Below are 17,504 nucleotides of genomic sequence, written 5' to 3'. Positions count from 1 at the left end.
CATCGGCAAAGATACTACAAATCTCGTCTTTTCAGAATTTTATACGACATTAACACAAATATAACAGTCCAGACCAGCACAATCAAAATCTCATAGAAATGAACACTGTAATCTTTTTCAAAGGCTTTTCCGCCAATAGCTTCTCCTGCACTTTTAATAACCGAAAGTCGTGTAATTGGCTCTTTAATAAGATTGCTCATGGATTCTAAAGGCAGAAACATCCCTATTTTTTCGTGAATGTTCTCCGTAAAATTGAATTTCCATCTAAAGAGCCCGATCACGATTCCTTCAAAAATATTCCAAACCAGTAAAAAGCCAAGGGCAAAAGCAGAACGTTTCACCAAAATCCCTAAAAACAAGCAAAAAGAAAAGAAGGCTGTAAGTTTTACGAAATAGGCAAGTAAGTATTCCAAATCTGAAAAAACAATCCCTATTTCATTGTATGAGGAAAAACTGTACCCGAGAATTAAAGACATGATGAAAACAAAAACCGTTGATCCTAAAGCGAATAAAATCACTGTTAAGAATTTCGACTGAATGAATTCTTTTTTGCTCATTCCGTCAATCAGGTTTTGTTTTAGAGTGCCATAACTGTATTCGTTGGCCATCATGGAAACAATTACAATCGCTAAAAAGAGTTTTAAAATGGCAGCTACCCAAGTGTTAAAATGCCAGATGTAAGGAAAATTGAAAATACCCTGTTCAGCAATATGTAATTTAAACATTCCAAATTCAAATTTGATCGATGCAATTAAGGCAATGAACGAAAGTAAAACGAAGTAAGTAATGATTAATACTTTACTCGATCTGTTTTTCCAAAGTTTTTGTAATTCTATATCTAAAAGTCGTTTCATTTTCTGCGGATTAGTTGTGGTTGGTTAATTGTAAAAACTGTTCTTCAAGGCTGTGTTTGCGCTTTACCAGGTGGTTCAAACTGATGTTATTCTGAAACAGGTAACGGTTCAGTTCTGCCGCCTCCAATGGAGCTTTCAGGTAAACATAAAGTTTTCCATCCTCGTCTTCAATTTTTTCCACAGCAGCATGATTAGCAAGCAGCGATTTTAACTGTTCATTGCTATCGGCCTGTACTTCAAAGAAACCTTCGTTAGCAATAATTCCGTCTACAGAACCGGAGTACAAAACTTCTCCTTTTCGTAAAACAACCACGTGAGAACATACTTTTTCCACTTCGTCCAACAAGTGAGAAGCCAATAATATTGTAGTTCCTAAAGAGGCAATGTGTTTGATGATATCACGTATTTGACGAATTCCTTGTGGGTCTAATCCGTTAGTAGGCTCGTCTAAAATCAGGATTTCCGGATCGTTTAAAAGAGCAGAAGCGATTGCTAAACGTTGTTTCATTCCCAAGGAAAATGTTCTGAATTTACTGTCTTTTCGTTCCAAAAGGCCTACTACTTCCAGCTTTTCGGCAACTTTATCGTAGTGGATTCCTTTGATTTTGCAAACCAGTTTAAGGTTCTCTTCGGCGCTCATGTAGGGGTAAAAATTAGGACGCTCAATAATAGCACCTACTTTTTTAAGTGCGTGGTGGGTGTCCATTTTTCCGTCGAACCATTTATAATCGCCTGAAGTTCGGTTTACCACATTTAAAATAATACCCAAAGTTGTAGATTTTCCACTTCCGTTAGGGCCTAAAATCCCGTAAACATTGCCTTTTTTTATTTCGAAAGAAACGTTTTTTACCGCATGTACGCTTCCAAATCTTTTGTTGAGATTATCAATTGTAAGAATAGTTTCCAAATTGTTTGTTTTTTGGTTGATACAAATAAGACGAATTGTTTTGTGTTTTGTTACTTATTGAAACGGAACTACGTATGGTTTTCCAACCTGAAAGTCGGGTAATTCGATTTCGTTGTTTTTGAAGGTGTTGGATTTCAATTGATTATCGCCTGTTCCGGGGATGGTCGGGTAGTAGGCAAAAGAAATCTGAAAACTATTGAAAACCATATAATCATTACTGATTAACACACCTAAACCAAATTTAGAGTAGAGTCGGCTGTTTAATAACTTATGCTCATCGTCTCCAATCATTCCCAAAGTGGTATTGAAAAAAGGGCTGATTCTAAATCCCCAAAGACTTCCGGGAACATAGGTTTGCGTCTGAAAAGTGGCCAGTAGTTTTTTGGTTCCGGTCAAATTCGTGTTAAAGCCTTGAATACCGTTGTTTTCATTAATGTTGATTAACTCGTTTTTAGCGCGTAATCGATTATTGCCAAGTACTATTTGCGGTTGTATAAATTGGCGAATCTTCCAGTTTCCAACTTCGATTAAATCTGAAAAATACAAGGTTTCAAAGCGAAAGGTTGTTTGTTCGGATGTTCCGTTGTTGATAAAACTTCCAACTTCAAAGCTACTGCTTAAATAACCAAAACTATAAAATCCGCCGAACGAATAACGACCGCCATAGTAAGCTCTTTTTCTGAAGTTTTTTTCCTGAAAACCAGAGGTAAACGTATAGGTTTTTCCTATTTGCACATATTCGGGAATTCCATTGTTGAAAATGTATTTGTTCTGTATAAACTTTCGGGAAGTGATTCCGATACTGTTTAAGTACAATTTTGCCTTTGAATAAAAATCAATCGGGTCATATTCTAAAGTAGGACTTTCAATAAACTTCTGATTGGCAAAACGCAAAGTAGTTACCAAATTGGTTATGCGATCGTCTTCCGTTTTTCCTTTAAAAATCCTAAAAGAATGTCCTACCCATAAATCTAAGGTTTCAAATTTGAAATTGAATTTTGCTTTTTGGTTTAAGGCGTTGGTTAAGGAATCGGTATAAAAACGCTGTTGAAATCCAATACCTCCGGCCAGTCTTGTAAACGATGAAAAAAAGTTTCGTTCGGAAGACAAGCTCTTAACATAATTATGGTCGAAATCAATATCGTAAATAAAAGTAGTATTGATGAACGTATTTTTAAAATTCGGGATGATGTAGCGCATTCCGTAGGCGTTTTGGCCGTCTTCAAAGCGTTTTCTGAAATTGTTTTCGAACTGATGACCAACTCCCATAAAATTACGTTCGGTAATTTCCAAGTTTCCGTTGGAACTTGAAACAGATCCGGTTGGTACTAAACTCCAGGAATCTAATGCGATTATGGAAATATCAACTGAATCCTTGCTTTTAGGAATGGCTACCGGCTTGATGGTTACATTCCTGATGTAACGCTGTTGTTGTACCAAACGTTCCGATTCTTTGACCAAAAGAGAATCAAGCGGCTCATTTTCTTTAAATAAAAGGTTGTTTCGGATGGTCCATTTTCGAGTTTTTATATGAATTCCATTACCGGCTTTTTCAATCCATTTCTTTGGAGGCCTTTCAGGGTTATCAACCGATTGTCCGAAAGGGTCTAAAGTAACGATATTGATTTTACGAATTATTTTTCCTTCAAACTTTTCAAAGAGTCTGATGTTTGCTTTGTTTTGCTTTTTGTTTTTTGAAGTTGTTTTTTGGGTGGGTTTAAAAATCAATCGGTGTACAAATTTTGTAAACTTTCTTTTTTTGGAATACCTTTCGATGTAACTGTACACTTTAGTGGTATCTCTCGGCATTCGAATTACTTGTCCTGAGGAGAACTGGGTTGCGGCAAAGAAAAAAAGTAGTAAAAAAAGTAAACGTTTCATCATAAATTAAGCTCAAGGCACTACTTCAACGAAAGTTAATCGTTATTGTTGTATGATTGGGATCAAAAAAGGCCAAAACTGACCTTTTAGTTAAATTAACCCTGCAATAAAGATTATTCTGCTGTAGTTGGGTCGATAATTGTAACAACTTCTACTACTGAATTTGCAGGAAAACCTCCTTTTTTTGCATGTTCACGAACCATTTCTTCATTGGGTGCAATGTAAACACAATAAATTTTATCTCCGGTAACATAACTGTGAACCCATTGAATTTCAGGCCCCATTTCACTTAGCACTCCGCAGGAAGTTTGTGAAATTGCTTTTAATTGTTCTGAAGTTAGTGAGCCAGCTCCGGGAATTTCCCGTTCAATTACATATTTAGGCATAATTTTGAGAATTAAATTAGTCCTACTCGTAAGGCTTTTCGGTTTTGCCCCGTTTTTAAGGTGATTCGGCTTCACTTGTTGAAAAATAGGGGCATTAATTAGTAAAGAAGTAGTGTTGGATTATAAATACGCGCTATCAAATTTAAGAAAAAATCCCCAAACTTTTGGTTTGAGGACTCTTTAATTATCAAGGGGTTAGCTTATGATTTTTGTTCTTTGTTGAAGTAAACCAAGTAGTAGTACATCTGTTTTTCTTCGTCCCAGCCTTTTTCTACAAATTTTTCGGCACTTTCCGGGTTGATGAAGTCCAGTTTGATCTGAATATTGGTATCCAATTCAATAATGTTTTTCATTTTCTTACGAGCATCTGATACTGCCGCGTTGGCAATAGGGAAAGAGGTTAAATCCTCAATGCTGTATTTTTCGCCTTTGTCTACTTTATAGTTTTTAAATTCTGAAATCAAATCAGGATTATCAATTACTTCGTTCAAGAATAAAGACTCTTCAAAGTTATCGTTTTTGGCGAAATGGTTTACCGCACGGTTCATGAACATTACTTCTTCTTTTTTGTCTTCAGCCGGTAAAACTACTTCTTTAGCGAAGTCCTGACAGAATTTTAAGTACTTTTTGGTGATGAAATTCTCATCCTGAAACGCATCCACAGAAAGGAAATGCTCTAACCAATAACGGGCATCGTAACGATTGCTGTCAACCGTTAAAATTTTATAGCCTTCTTCTTTTTTATAGTTGAAGATTAAACAGCCTTTGTCCAGTTTGTTCAGGTTGATTCCTTGTTGTAGAATCATATCCAAGTTGGCATCTTTTTCTTCAAACTGAAGGAAATCCGCTTTTAATTCACTTTTGAAAACCCCGATAGCGTCCACCACATTGTTATCAATGGAAACATTAGTTAAGTAGGTTACATAAACCTCCCCGTTTTTAATGTGCGGATGGTTGGATTGTTCAAACAAATGCTTGGTGATTTTTTTAGTAACCTCATGTACATTGCTTGGATCGGTAAAGATCTCGTTAGCATAATTATACATTTCGTTGTAATCCAAATCCACATCATGCGCAAACTGATAATAATTTTCTTCTTTCTCTCTGAAAGGTTTGAAGAAAAACTCTTTTAAAAGCGGCATGATTTCATCGTTCAGGTTATAAGGCTGTTCCGAAAGGAAAATGGCTTCATTGCGGCTTTTGTTTCCAACACGGTGGATGGATAAATTGTCGATGTGCGTGTTAAACAGATTGATCATTTTGCGAATATTTTAGATGAAAAAACCAAGAAAAAGAAAGTTCTAAATCTTGGTTCTAAACAAAATTATTTTGATTTTTTTAGTTCCAGTTGTCTTCGTAACCCATGTCTTCAAACGAATCGTCGCCGTCAAACATATCAAAGTCTTCCTCGTCGAAATCGTCTTCAAAATCACCGTAAATATCGTCTTTGGAAACATTAGGTGAATTGAAATCTTTGGTTGGTGCATCGGTAGGTAATTCTCCGTGAGCAAACAGTAAATCCGGGTAAGTGACTCCTGGTTCTTCTTCTTCAATGGCAGCCAATTCTACGAAAAACGTCCACATATTTAGAAAGTCATAAACGTAAATGATTTTCGTATCGTCTTCGTTTAAAATCGAAGAAAGCGGATAATCGGCCATGGTTTTCATTTCCCCAGCAACATCACCCGTATCAAAAAGCGGGATCTCTTCTTCTTGCGTCCAGGCATCGTCACAGGTGTAAAACGAAGCGATTTCCATACCATCAAAGCCAAAAGCGTTTACGATGGCGTTGTGTAAGTCTTCTAAATTGTCGTCTTCAAGGATGGCAATGTCGCGAAAAATATCCTCTTCGGCGTCAAGGATCACTCTAAATTTATAAACCATGATCTGTGTGTTTTTTTGAAAGGTCAAAGGTAATTATAATTTTAGATTTGGGATTTGTCAAATGCGAATTGTTGATAAGATTTTAATCAGCTCGCATAGAATTCAATAGGCAAATCGTCGGGATCTGCAATAAAGAAAAACTGTTTTCCGGTATATTCATCGGTTCGGATGATTTCTGCCTCAATGTTATTAGAGCGAATAAATTCACGAGTTTTTTCGATGTCGTCCACCTCAAAAGCTAAGTGGCGTAAACCGGCTGCTTCTGGTCTGGAAGGTCTTTTAGGAGGATTAGGAAAGGAAAAAAGTTCCAGGGTATAAATTCCGTTTAAGGCCAAATCCAGTTTGTAGGATTGACGTTCTTCACGGTATACTTCCTGTGCAATTTCCAAACCCAAAACCTGAGTGTAAAAGTGTTTAGATTTTTGATAATCGGAACAAATTATAGCGATATGATGTATTTTATTGAGATGCAGCATTGTTTTTCAATGTAATAGGATGAATGAATTTTTTCTTGAATTTTGTAAACTTCTTGTTGGTCGGGTATTGACGATTGGAAGTCATGTTGTTGAAAATTAAAGCTACAACTAAAAGAATCATGGCTCCACTTAAAACAGGAGAAAGGACATACCAATAGCCTAATTTTAAAATTGCGGGTGATCCTGTTACGGCAATTAATGCGGTTGCTCCTCCGGGAGGATGTAATGTTTTGGTAATCTGCATCATAACAATTGCCGAAGCTACTGCCACAGCTGAAGCCAGCCAAATCATTTCGGGAAACAATTTTGCAGCCGTTACGCCAACTATTGCAGAAATCACATGACCGCCAATTAAATTTCGGGGTTGCGCCAGTGGGCTTTGAATCACACCATAAACCAAAACACAAGAGGCTCCAAAGGAACCAATTAAAAACACAAAATCTTCTTTAGGGAAAGCGTTGTACTGCAAATAGGCAATGATTCCCATTCCGGTAAAAGCGCCCACAAAAGCCCAGAAATGTTCTTTGAAATCAACTAAAGTTTCTTTGTAAAGAATGTAACGGGTTTTGCGATAACTTCGCTTTATTTTTTGTGTTGGCATGATTACTTTATGTTTTGAGGCTGATAAGAATAAACAGTGTAGGGATAAATGAGTTTCGCTGTGGTTTTTGATACCAGACAAACAATCAGTAATGGAAAAAACAGTGTATAATCATTTATAAGTCCGCAAATTAGGAATAGGGCTGTAAAGGGTGCATGTATACTGGCGCTTAGCATAGCGCCCATCCCTATAATCATGAAATTGAGCGGAATTACATCGGCATCAAAAAAAGTATTCAAAACCAATGCAGTCAATAATCCTAGAAATGCTCCAATGAACATACTTGGAGCAAAAACACCGCCATCACCGCCCGAGGCTAGAGTAATGGAAGTTATAATTGGTTTTAAGAAAAGGATCCCAAGTAATGTTAAAACAAAAGGCAGGGTTAAAATTACCGATTCCGAATTTTCAAAAATTGTTTTTATGGAGTGATAACCTTCTCCGTACAATTGAGGTAAAATCAATAATGATGCACTGATAATTAACGATCCCACAATAATTTTAGTGGAATGATTGTCAATTTTAGCAAAACGATTTTTTAGTAAAAGTACCGATTTTGTAAGGTAAACAGAATTCACTCCAGCCAAAACTCCCAATAAAAGGAAGTAAGGAAAAGCATGAAGATGCCAGGTGGAAACCGATACTTCGAACAGCGGTTTTTCGTCTAATATAATTATGAAACCGTAGGCGATGCTTACCGCTAAAATTGTAGATAGAGCAAATGCTTTGGTTATTTTTTTGGAAATGACTTCAAAGGAAAACAAAATTCCCGCAATTGGACTGCTAAACAAAGCAGTGATTCCTGCGGCAATACCAGCGCAGATTAATTCAGTTTTGTAGCGTTTAAAAAGATTGTCCTTTTTTTGTGCAACGGATCCGATTGCCGCTGAGGCCACAACTGTAGAGACTTCAATACCGGTAGAACCACCAAAAACCACAGTTAATAATCCATTAAAAAAATGAGATGGTACTTTGTATATTGGTAGGTTTTGGGTTTTGGAAGCCGTAGTTTCGAAAATCTCTTTAATACCTTTATTTTCTTTTTTCTTGAAAAGATAGTGACGTAAGAAATAAATAACCGACAAGCCAAATACCGGGAAAACCAAAAACAAAAACCAGTTTTCTTTGGCTTTATGAAACAAGATTTCTTCGTAATGTTCGGTTAGGTGTTTTAGGCAAACAGCCAAAAAAGCACACAAAAAACCAATCAGTAACGAAGCAATGCTTACTTTTTGTAATTTAATCCAGGGGTATTGTTTTCTAAGCCGTTGGGTTTTATTCATTATTTAGGTAATCAGTACTATTTTGATTTACAAAAATAATCACTCCAAAAGCATAAAGCCTTTTAAAAACGTTAAAGTTTTTCTTTTGTTATGCCTTTAAGCCCAATTGTTTTTTAATTTTTGGAGACAGTTTTTCCGAAACCAAAGCATACGACTGATTAATATAATATTGCCATTCTTTTGAGGAGAGCGTTCGGATATCTTCCACTAAAACCCATTTGTAACGTGCAACATATGGAGCGGGAACAATGCCATTTCGGGCTGTAAGTTCATCAAATTCTTCTGGAGTAACTTTGAAAGATGCCGAGGTTGGTGATTGGTTTAAACCCGCCACACAAAACATTTTTTCGGCTATGCAAAAGCACAAATCGTTTCCCCATTTGATATCTTCGGTTGTATGTGGAAAGGACGTACAAAGTTGTTGTAAATCTTCAATATTCATAGGTTAGCTTGTTATTTTATGTTTTTGTTTCCAAGATTAGGCATATGCTGCCTAGTAAAGGGTTCGTTTAGGAAAACTTTTTCAGGAATTAATGTTCCAGTCTTTTTGGCTAATTGCCACTGTGTAGAGATTTTAGATGAGTAGCAAAAAAAATACAGGGCCAACCTGTAGATGGATTTTATTTTTCTCATTTTGATTGATGATTGATGATGATTAGTTGTAAAATGTAAGTGTGTGTTACATTTTTGTTTTGGCAATTTTATCGTGATTTTTGGAAACTTCCATTAATGCGGCACTGCTGTACCAAGGTGTTAACTCTACTTCAAATATCTTTGCTTTCACAGCAGGATCGGTTTCGACTAATTTTTGAGCTTCTTCAACAGTTGAACAATTAAAGATAAAGATTCCACGGTAGTTACGTTCGTTTTTCATGAAAGGCCCGGCCACCACTAATTTGCCTTCCGCAGCCAAACGGTTTATGTTTGCCATATGGCCTTCAAAGTATTTTGCTCTTTCTTCTTTGGTAGCGGTGGTATTGGAACCGGTTTTTAAAATGCAAAAAACATAAGTTTTCATGCCATACTGATCTGCGCCGAGTTCTTTTGCCAGTTTCTCGTCGTAAGTGTTTTTTTCCTGGGATAATGCTGTATAACTAACACATAACAGGAAAGCCAGAAAAATATTTCTCATGTTATAATTTTTTGGTATTCTTACAAATATAAAATTATTTGTTAAGTATGGGTTGTGTTTTAGAAAATAATATTTTTTTGTTTTTTTTCTTTAATTTTTGATGATTTTCATGTTGTTTTTATCGATGCTGAATATGTATATACCTTTTGCCAAAGCACTTATATCAAGAGAAGTTAATTCAGAATTCAATTGTCCTTTTTGCACGATTCGTCCGGTTTGATCAGTAATGGAATACATGGCATCGCTGTTGAAATCGATTAATTTAACATTAATTACATCAGTTGTTGGATTTGGATAAACGGCAAATAAGCTGTCTTTTATAAAGTCTGAAATTCCTAAGGTATAGTCAAAGGTTAATCTTGTGTCATTTACCCACGAACTTGTGCCGGAATCCCAGTTTTGAGAAACAATCTGTAAAGGGTTGCCACTAGCATTATTAGTGTAAATGGATTGGCTGGTATTTACCCATATTCCTGAAAAACTGCTCCAGGATTGTGATAAACTATTGATAAGGTATCCGCTTGCATCATAGGTATTGGTTTCCATTGTGCCGGTGAGCCAATTGGTTCCGGTCCAGTTTTCAGTTACGGCAATTGTTACCTTGTCTCCCGCATTATAGGTGTAAGAGGTTCTTCGGTAATTTACCCATATACTACCATTCCAATTTTGGGTAAGACTTTGATTTATTGATCCGTTAGCATTATTGGTAAAAATGGTCTGGCTTTCATTACGCCAATCACTGGTTATGAAATTCCAGCTTTGATTTAAAGTGTTGATTCGATAGCCACTTCCATCATAAGTATTAGTTACTTTAGAGATATTGATCCAATCGCCACTATTCCAGAATTGAGAAATTTCAGTAAGTATTTTTTTAGCGGCATTGTATGTGAAAAGTGTACGTTGAGCATTTTCCCATGTACTACTTCCCGCATTCCAAGTTTGTGTTACCGATTGACTTACAGTACCATCAGAATTATTAGTATAATTCATCTGAACAGTGTTTTCCCATGGGCCGGAAGGGGCTGTCCAAGATTGGATTAATGAATTGATGAGGTAATTGTTAGAATCATAAGTGTTTAAGGTTTGTGTTTCCTTCTGCCAGGCATTGTTAGTCCAGGTCTCACTAAGAGCGGAATAAATATTCTGCGCGGTCGAATTCATACCGGTTAAGAAAAGCATCCAAAAAAGTAAGAGGATGTAAGTGTTTTTTCTTGTTTGAGAAGAAGTAATGTTTGATTTCATTTTGAACTGTTTAAATTTCTGTTTTGAAATTTTATTGATTTTTGAAAACATAAGTGCTTTACATTCACACTTTATCCAGCCAAAATGGGGTAATCGGGCGGATCCGTCTAAATTGAGTGCCGATTGCGTTTATTGTGGTCTAAACTTCTGCAAAAACAATCTTGTCTCCTTTTAAGTAAGAAGAATTATTATACAAAATTAATGAATTAAATTGTTGTATTTCAGTGTTTTGTGTTGTTTAATAGCTTTTTAGGTCTTTAAAATTAGAATTACAATTCATCCGTTAAAAATTACAATTCGGTATTCTTTTTTATGTTTGGGGAAAAATCTGATGGAAATTTGCTCTATCAAAATCAACCAAAATGAATAAGTTATTTACCTTAGTTTTCTTTTTTTACAGTTTTACATTACTGGCTCAAAGCACTATTTCTGGAAAGATTACCGATTCCAAAGGGAAGCCAATTGAAACTGCAAACGTTTTTATTGAAGGTGCTTACGATGGAACTTCAACCGATGCCAAGGGTGAGTTTTCATTCACTACTTCCGAAAAAGGGACACAAACCTTAGTAGTAACCTTCCTGAGTTTTGAAACCCATAGAACATCAATCGTTATTGAAACTTATACGCCAATTACGATTAAGCTTCGTGAAAGTGTAAATTCGTTGGATGCTGTGGTAATTTCAGCCGGAACTTTTAAAGCCGGAGACAATTCAAAGATATCGGCATTAAAACCGCTTGATATTGTGACTACAGCAGGAGCAGCAGGGGACATTGTAGGCGCTTTGCAAACCTTGCCCGGAGCGCAAATTGTAGGCGAGAGCGGGAGACTTTTTGTTAGAGGAGGAGAATCCGACGAAACTCAAACCTATATAGATGGAATTCGCGTGGCCCAACCTTATGGAGCGACAGCCAATAATTTACCAACCCGCGGGCGTTTTTCTCCTTTTTTGTTTAGCGGAATGACGTTTTCCACAGGGGGATATTCTGCAGAATTTGGCGATGCGCTTTCCAGTGTTTTGTTGCTCAACACGATTAACGAACCTGAGCAGGAACAAACCGATATGGCTTACATGACTGTTGGTTTGGGTTTAGGAAATACCCAGAAATGGAAGAAATCGTCATTGAGTTTTAACTTGTCATATATAGATTTGGCGCCCTACCAGAAGATTATTAAACAAAAAGTAGATTGGAACAGAGCTTATCAGTCAATGTCTGGGGAAACAGTTTTCAGACGTCATTTTGAAAATGGGCTTTTTAAACTGTACGCCGCTTTTGATCACGCCAACTTCGATTTAAATCAAAAAAACATCAATTCACCAACCCCGATTCGTGTGGATACGCAAAACAATAATTTTTACCTGAATTCATCCTACAAAGGCAATTTTGGAATGGGATGGAGCATTCAAACGGGAATCAGTTTTGGGTATGGGCAGAATAAAATCGGATTGGATTTGGATAAATTAAAAAACAGGGAAAATGCGTCCCATATGAAACTTAAACTAACCAAGAAGTTTTCCGATCGTGTTAACTTGGCTTTTGGAGGTGATTATTTTATTACTGATTTCGATGAAAACTACAACAACGCTTCCTATGGGAATTTACGAGATGGCTACCGCAATAATGTTGGCGCTGTTTATGCAGAAACCGATGTTTTCTTTTCTAAAAAGTTAGCCGCAAAACTTGGAGTTCGTGCCATGAATAGTGATTTAATTGATAAAAGCATAGTCGATCCTCGAATCTCATTGGCGTATAAAGTAAGTAAGAACGGTCAGTTTTGTTTGGCGTATGGTGATTTTCATCAGAATCCGAAACAGGACTATCTTAAATTTCATTCCAACTTCGACTATGAAAAAACCTCACATTACATTTTAAATTACTTATATACCACTAACGGAAAAACATTACGAGCAGAGTTATTCTACAAAGATTACTCCGATTTAGTGAAATACGACAGCAGTATGCCAATGTACAACAGCAACTATAATAACAACGGTTTCGGTTATGCTAAAGGATTGGATGTGTTTTGGCGCGATAGTAAAAGTTTCAAATATTTGGATTATTGGATTTCCTACTCTTACATAGACAGTAAACGCGACTATAAAAATTACGAAACGCAAGTTACCCCAAATTTCGTAGCGAATCATACTTTATCTGTAGTAGGGAAATATTGGATTGAAGATTGGAAGTCACAATTAAGTGCAACCAACAGTTTTGCAACAGGACGTCCTTATGATAATCCAAACGAAACTGCTTTTATGAACGGGAAAACCAAAGCATACAACAATTTAAGTTTGAGCTGGGCTTATTTGCTTTCCCCACAGAAGATTTTATACTTTTCAGTTTCCAATGTTTTGGGAAGGGATAATGTTTTTGGGTACCAATACGCCAACTCGCCGGATTTAAGCGGACAGTTTCAACGTCAGGCGATTACACAACCGGCAGATCGTTTCTTTTTTATTGGTTTCTTCTGGACCATCAGTCAGGATAAGAGCAAAAATCAATTGAATAACTTATAAAACGATTCATCCTCAAAATTCGACAATTCGGTAACCATAAATTTATTAGGTGTAAAAACCGAAGTACTTTTGAAGTATAAATTAAAAGAGTTTTCATCATCAATCACAACAACCAAAAACTAAACAATCATTAAAAAAACAAATTATGACAAGATTAATCACAACATTAGTAGTATTGATTTGCGGAATGGCTTTCGCACAAGCACCATCACAGTATGAACAAGGAATGGGAAAAGCATTGGGTTTATGGAAAGAAGGTAAAGCAACGGAAGCAACTGCAATTTTTGAACGAATTGCCTCAGTTGAAAAAAACAATTGGTTACCAAATTATTATGTGGCGCTTGTAAACACTATTGAAACGTTCAAATCAAAGGATAAATCGAAAAATCCTGCTTATTTAGACAAAGCACAAATCGCTTTGGACGATGCAACGGCAATTAGCCCGAACAATCCGGAGTTAATGGTAGTGCAGGCTTTAATTTATACGGCTTGGATTGTTCAAGACCCAATGACCAACGGAATGAAGTATTCCTCTAAAACGATGGAGCAATACTATAAAGCACAGGCAATTGCACCGGAAAACCCACGAGTGGTATTCTCAAAAGCAGAATTTGAAATCGGAGGAGCAAAATACTGGGGAACCGATACCAAACCAATGTGTAAAGAAGTGGCACGTTCAATAGAACTTTTTGCTAAATTTAAACCGGAAACACCTTTTCATCCGAATTGGGGGTTGGACCGAGCACAGGAGCTTTTAGTTACTTGTGGAAAATAATCAAGGAAATCTAAGTCAAGCCTCAATCTGAAATATCAAATTTAAAATGAATAAATACCTTAAAGAGTTTTTAAAATCTATCGGACTTAGCTTTATTGTTTTTGTTGTACTTACGTTCATCAGTTGGCTTAGCGGTTCGAAGATTGGTATGGATCACAGATTACTCATGAATTTGCAGTATACACTATTGTACGGAGTTTCTTTGTATATGACCAACTCTTTGATATTTATCTTTTTAGATAAAATTTTTATCGGAGAACGGTTTACCATAAAAAGATTGGTACTTGGTTTTATCGCATCGTTTCTGGTATCGATTTTTACAATTTTTCTGCTTCACATTTTTGAAGAAGTCGTGGTGAACAAGGCGACTATGGAAGAATTTCTCCTGAATGAAAGAGCAGCAAACTATCTGGTAGCCATTATCATTACGTTCATTATTACTTTGATTGTTCATGCGGTTTACTTTTACCGTTCTTATCAGGAAAACAGGGTAAAAGAGCAGAAAATTATTGCGGGAACGGCTTCGGCTAAATTTGAAAGTTTAAAAAATCAGATCGATCCGCATTTTCTTTTTAATAGTTTGAACGTGCTGAGTTCATTAATTGAGGAAAATCCGGAAAGTGCACAAAAATTCACCTCCTCGTTATCCAAAATTTACCGTTACGTTCTGGAACAACGCGATAAGGAATTGGTTAGTATTGAAGAGGAATTAGCGTTTGCCAAAACCTATATGAATCTTTTAAAAATGCGTTTCGAGAACAGTATTTTCTTTGAATTGCCTGAAAAAGTGAACAATCCTGATGCTAAAGTTGTGCCGCTTTCCCTGCAATTGCTTCTTGAAAATACGATAAAACATAACGTGGTAAGTGAGAAAAAGGCGTTATACATCCGAATTTTTGAAAGGGAAAATTATCTGATTGTTCAGAACGATCTGCAAAAGAAAGAAGTTTTAAAAGACCGTCAGGGTGTTGGTTTACAGAATATTATAAGTCGTTATGCAATTCTAACCAACCGAAAAGTTAACATTACACAAACCGAAAAAGAATTTACAGTGGAACTTCCACTATTAACAAAACAAATAGCAATTATGGAACCAACATATAATTACAAAGAAGAATCATCGTATTACAGAGCTAAAAAACGTGTGGAAGCCATTCGTGGTTTTTATGGTAGTTTATTGTCGTATTGCGTTGTCATTCCGGTATTAATATTCATTAATTTACAATTCTCCTCTAAGTTTCAATGGTTTTGGTTTCCGATGATCGGATGGGGAATGGGGCTTATTTTTCACGGATTTGGCGTTTTTGGCTTCGGTTCAAATTGGGAAGAGCGCAAGATTAAGGAACTCATGAACAAGGATTTAAACAAACAAAACTGGAAGTAATCATGGAATCAAATTATAACGAAAACGAAAAGTACGAAAGTGCCCGAAAAAGGGTAAAGGAAATCAAAGAGTTTTACGGTCATTTGTTGTCGTATGTAGTGGTGAACCTTTTTTTAGTGGCGGTTAACCTGTTAACTTCTCCGGAGCATCTTTGGTTTTTTTGGCCGATGTTAGGATGGGGAATTGGAGTCTCCGTTCATGCTATGCGCGTTTTCAATATCATGCCTTTTTTAGGTAAAGATTGGGAAGAGCGTAAGCTTAAAGAATTTATGGAAGAAGAAGAACGTCGTAAAAATCAATGGAAATAACTCATGGAAAGTACTAACAATAATTTCGACCAGCGTTACCAAGCCGCAGAAAAGAGAGTAAAACGATTAAAAGGGTTTTATTCGCATCTTTTGGCTTATGTGATCGTGAACATTATGATCGTTTGTTTAAACATCAGAGACTTAAAACCAGGTGAAAGTTATTTTCAGTTTCAGAACTTTTTTACGGCTTTCTTTTGGGGAATTGGTTTATTGGCACACGGTGTGAGTGTTTTTGGGCATCATCTTATCTTCGGAAAAAACTGGGAAGAGCGAAAAATCAAAGAATTTATGGGTAAGGAACATGAGCAACAAGGAAAGTGGGAATAATTTTATAAAATATAAAGTTAATCCTTAGCTTTGAGGGCGTAACACTCGAACTAAATCATGAAAAAGTACCTGCTGGTTATTATTATTCTTTCTTTTGTTAAACTGATAATTCACTTTGTAGCCAATCCAAATTACGGTTTTCATCGCGATGAATTATTGCACCTTTCCGTTAGCGAGCATTTGGCTTGGGGATATATGGAATTCCCACCATTTATTGCAGTGGTTGGAAAACTAGCACATTTTATGTTTGGGTATACACCATCAGGTGTACGTATTTTTGCAACTTTGGCGGGTATTGGAATTCTTGTGCTTTGCTGTTTAATTGCCAAGGAATTAGGAGGTAAAAGAAATGCCATTCTTTTGGCTGGGGTTTCTGTATTGGCTTTTATACCTTTCTTTCGTAACCATACCCATTTTCAGCCAGTTGCTTTTGATCAGTTTTTCTGGACTTTAGGGTTTTATTATTTTGTTCGATACCTAAATTCAAAAAGCAATAAATACCTTATTTTCCTTGGAATTACTGCGGGAATAGGACTGATGAACAAATACACCGTTGTTGTTTGGGGATTCGGAATTGTTATCGGTCTATTGTTTCATGAAAAAGGAAGTTCTTTTAAAAATAAATGGCTTTACATTTCAGGGCTTTTAGCTTTACTTATTGTTCTGCCCAATATAATCTGGCAATACACACACAATTTTCCGCTTTTAGCCCATTTAGAGGAATTGAAAAAAAGTCAGTTGGACGAAATCGGGCCTTATGATTTTGCTTTGGAACAACTTGAGCTTCCTTTTACGTTACTGGTTAGTTTAATTGGGGTTACAGCAACCTTTCTAGATAAAGAATTAAAAAAATATTCATGCCTTGCCATAGCGGTATTGGTAATGTTTTTCACTATGTGGTTTTTGCAATCAAAAGCGTATTACTTTTTTGCGGCCTATCCGGTATTGTTTGCTTTGGGAGCTGTAAAAATTGAAAAACTGTTTCAGAAAAAACCGGTTTGGAATTATGCAGTAATTGTTGTGCTCTTGCTCCCGGCGTTTTTTTTTCTTCCGATGGCGGCACCGGTTTTACCCATCGAAAAGTTTGTAAGTTATGCAAAGTTGGAGCCTGAAAAAGACGGTCGAATCATTCTAACCGATGATTATGCCGATATGTTCGGATGGGAAGAACAGGTTAAGTTAGTAGACAGCATTTACCAATCATTGCCAAAAGATGAAAAAGAGCAATGTGTTATTTTAGCTGAAAATTACGGCGAAGCGGGAGCAGTGAAAATAGTTGGGGATAAGTATAAACTTCCTGATCCGACCTGTGCTCACGGCAGTTTCTGGACTTGGGGGCCTGGAGATAAAGAGGGTAAAGTTTTTATAAGTTTGGGGAACGAGGAAGAGGTTGTTTACAGCCTTTTTGAAGAGCACACTTTAATTAAAACGATCAAGCACAAATATGCAATTGACGAGGAAAACAATATTCCTGTGTTCCTTTGCAGAAAACCCAAAAAAGACATTCGTAAAATGTGGCCTGAACTGGAAAAATATATTTTTGAATAG

At 36.4% G+C, this 17,504-nt stretch carries 18 protein-coding genes; 6 read left to right on the top strand and 12 right to left on the bottom strand.

The genetic code is table 11. The annotated features are described in order from the left end of the window. Positions 1 to 14: 14 nt before the first annotated feature. The 12 genes from LZZ90_RS06060 to LZZ90_RS06005 all read right to left on the bottom strand — a co-directional run bounded on the left by LZZ90_RS06060 (position 15) and on the right by LZZ90_RS06005 (position 10,646). A complete protein-coding gene (locus LZZ90_RS06060; protein ID WP_237789800.1) occupies positions 15 to 854 on the bottom strand; it encodes an ABC transporter permease in 840 nt (279 codons plus the stop codon). 10 nt (positions 855 to 864) lie between these two features. Beyond that, positions 865 to 1,761, bottom strand: coding sequence for an ABC transporter ATP-binding protein (locus LZZ90_RS06055; RefSeq protein WP_237789799.1), 897 nt, complete (start codon positions 1,759 to 1,761; stop codon positions 865 to 867). Between the two features lie 54 nt (positions 1,762 to 1,815). Further along, on the bottom strand, positions 1,816 to 3,645 hold the full coding sequence (locus tag LZZ90_RS06050) for a hypothetical protein (RefSeq protein ID WP_237789798.1): 1,830 nt from the start codon (positions 3,643 to 3,645) through the stop codon (positions 1,816 to 1,818). A gap of 110 nt (positions 3,646 to 3,755) precedes the next feature. Next, positions 3,756 to 4,028, bottom strand: coding sequence for a DUF4242 domain-containing protein (locus LZZ90_RS06045; RefSeq protein WP_237789797.1), 273 nt, complete (start codon positions 4,026 to 4,028; stop codon positions 3,756 to 3,758). A gap of 200 nt (positions 4,029 to 4,228) precedes the next feature. Further along, a complete protein-coding gene (locus LZZ90_RS06040; protein ID WP_237789796.1) occupies positions 4,229 to 5,287 on the bottom strand; it encodes a nucleoid-associated protein in 1,059 nt (352 codons plus the stop codon). Between the two features lie 79 nt (positions 5,288 to 5,366). Then, complete coding sequence (locus LZZ90_RS06035; RefSeq protein WP_237789795.1) at positions 5,367 to 5,912, bottom strand: plasmid pRiA4b ORF-3 family protein; 546 nt, start codon at positions 5,910 to 5,912, stop codon at positions 5,367 to 5,369. Between the two features lie 86 nt (positions 5,913 to 5,998). After that, entirely contained in the window at positions 5,999 to 6,388 is a 390-nt protein-coding gene (locus tag LZZ90_RS06030; protein ID WP_237789794.1) for a VOC family protein, read from the bottom strand. Then, positions 6,372 to 6,989 (bottom strand): HPP family protein, encoded by a 618-nt coding sequence (locus tag LZZ90_RS06025; protein WP_237789793.1) that lies wholly within the window; start codon positions 6,987 to 6,989, stop codon positions 6,372 to 6,374. The genes LZZ90_RS06030 and LZZ90_RS06025 overlap by 17 nt, the downstream gene beginning before the upstream one ends. 2 nt (positions 6,990 to 6,991) lie before the next feature. Beyond that, on the bottom strand, positions 6,992 to 8,272 hold the full coding sequence (locus LZZ90_RS06020) for a chloride channel protein (protein ID WP_237789792.1): 1,281 nt from the start codon (positions 8,270 to 8,272) through the stop codon (positions 6,992 to 6,994). Positions 8,273 to 8,360: 88 nt separating this feature from the next. Continuing rightward, complete coding sequence (locus tag LZZ90_RS06015) at positions 8,361 to 8,714, bottom strand: MmcQ/YjbR family DNA-binding protein (RefSeq protein ID WP_237789791.1); 354 nt, start codon at positions 8,712 to 8,714, stop codon at positions 8,361 to 8,363. A gap of 237 nt (positions 8,715 to 8,951) precedes the next feature. After that, positions 8,952 to 9,404, bottom strand: a complete 453-nt coding sequence (locus LZZ90_RS06010; protein WP_237789790.1) for a YciI family protein — start codon at positions 9,402 to 9,404, stop codon at positions 8,952 to 8,954. A gap of 90 nt (positions 9,405 to 9,494) precedes the next feature. Continuing rightward, positions 9,495 to 10,646, bottom strand: a complete 1,152-nt coding sequence (locus LZZ90_RS06005; RefSeq protein WP_237789789.1) for a T9SS type A sorting domain-containing protein — start codon at positions 10,644 to 10,646, stop codon at positions 9,495 to 9,497. 362 nt (positions 10,647 to 11,008) lie between these two features. Here LZZ90_RS06005 and LZZ90_RS06000 point away from each other — a divergent pair, with 362 nt between their 5' ends. The 6 genes from LZZ90_RS06000 to LZZ90_RS05975 all read left to right on the top strand — a co-directional run bounded on the left by LZZ90_RS06000 (position 11,009) and on the right by LZZ90_RS05975 (position 17,504). After that, positions 11,009 to 13,162, top strand: coding sequence for a TonB-dependent receptor (locus tag LZZ90_RS06000; protein WP_237789788.1), 2,154 nt, complete (start codon positions 11,009 to 11,011; stop codon positions 13,160 to 13,162). 145 nt (positions 13,163 to 13,307) lie between these two features. Then, positions 13,308 to 13,937, top strand: a complete 630-nt coding sequence (locus tag LZZ90_RS05995) for a M48 family metallopeptidase (protein ID WP_237789787.1) — start codon at positions 13,308 to 13,310, stop codon at positions 13,935 to 13,937. 46 nt (positions 13,938 to 13,983) lie between these two features. Next, the gene (locus tag LZZ90_RS05990; RefSeq protein WP_237789786.1) at positions 13,984 to 15,321 is read left to right on the top strand and encodes a histidine kinase; all 1,338 of its coding nucleotides are present in this window, start codon (positions 13,984 to 13,986) and stop codon (positions 15,319 to 15,321) included. Positions 15,322 to 15,323: 2 nt separating this feature from the next. Next, the gene (locus LZZ90_RS05985; RefSeq protein ID WP_237789785.1) at positions 15,324 to 15,629 is read left to right on the top strand and encodes a 2TM domain-containing protein; all 306 of its coding nucleotides are present in this window, start codon (positions 15,324 to 15,326) and stop codon (positions 15,627 to 15,629) included. Positions 15,630 to 15,632: 3 nt separating this feature from the next. After that, complete coding sequence (locus tag LZZ90_RS05980; protein ID WP_237789784.1) at positions 15,633 to 15,956, top strand: 2TM domain-containing protein; 324 nt, start codon at positions 15,633 to 15,635, stop codon at positions 15,954 to 15,956. Positions 15,957 to 16,013: 57 nt separating this feature from the next. After that, on the top strand, positions 16,014 to 17,504 hold the full coding sequence (locus tag LZZ90_RS05975) for a glycosyltransferase family 39 protein (RefSeq protein ID WP_237789783.1): 1,491 nt from the start codon (positions 16,014 to 16,016) through the stop codon (positions 17,502 to 17,504).

Source organism: Flavobacterium sp. SM15 (genome assembly GCF_022012335.1).
GTDB lineage: Bacteria > Bacteroidota > Bacteroidia > Flavobacteriales > Flavobacteriaceae > Flavobacterium.
This window is presented reverse-complemented; position numbering and strand designations above follow the sequence as displayed.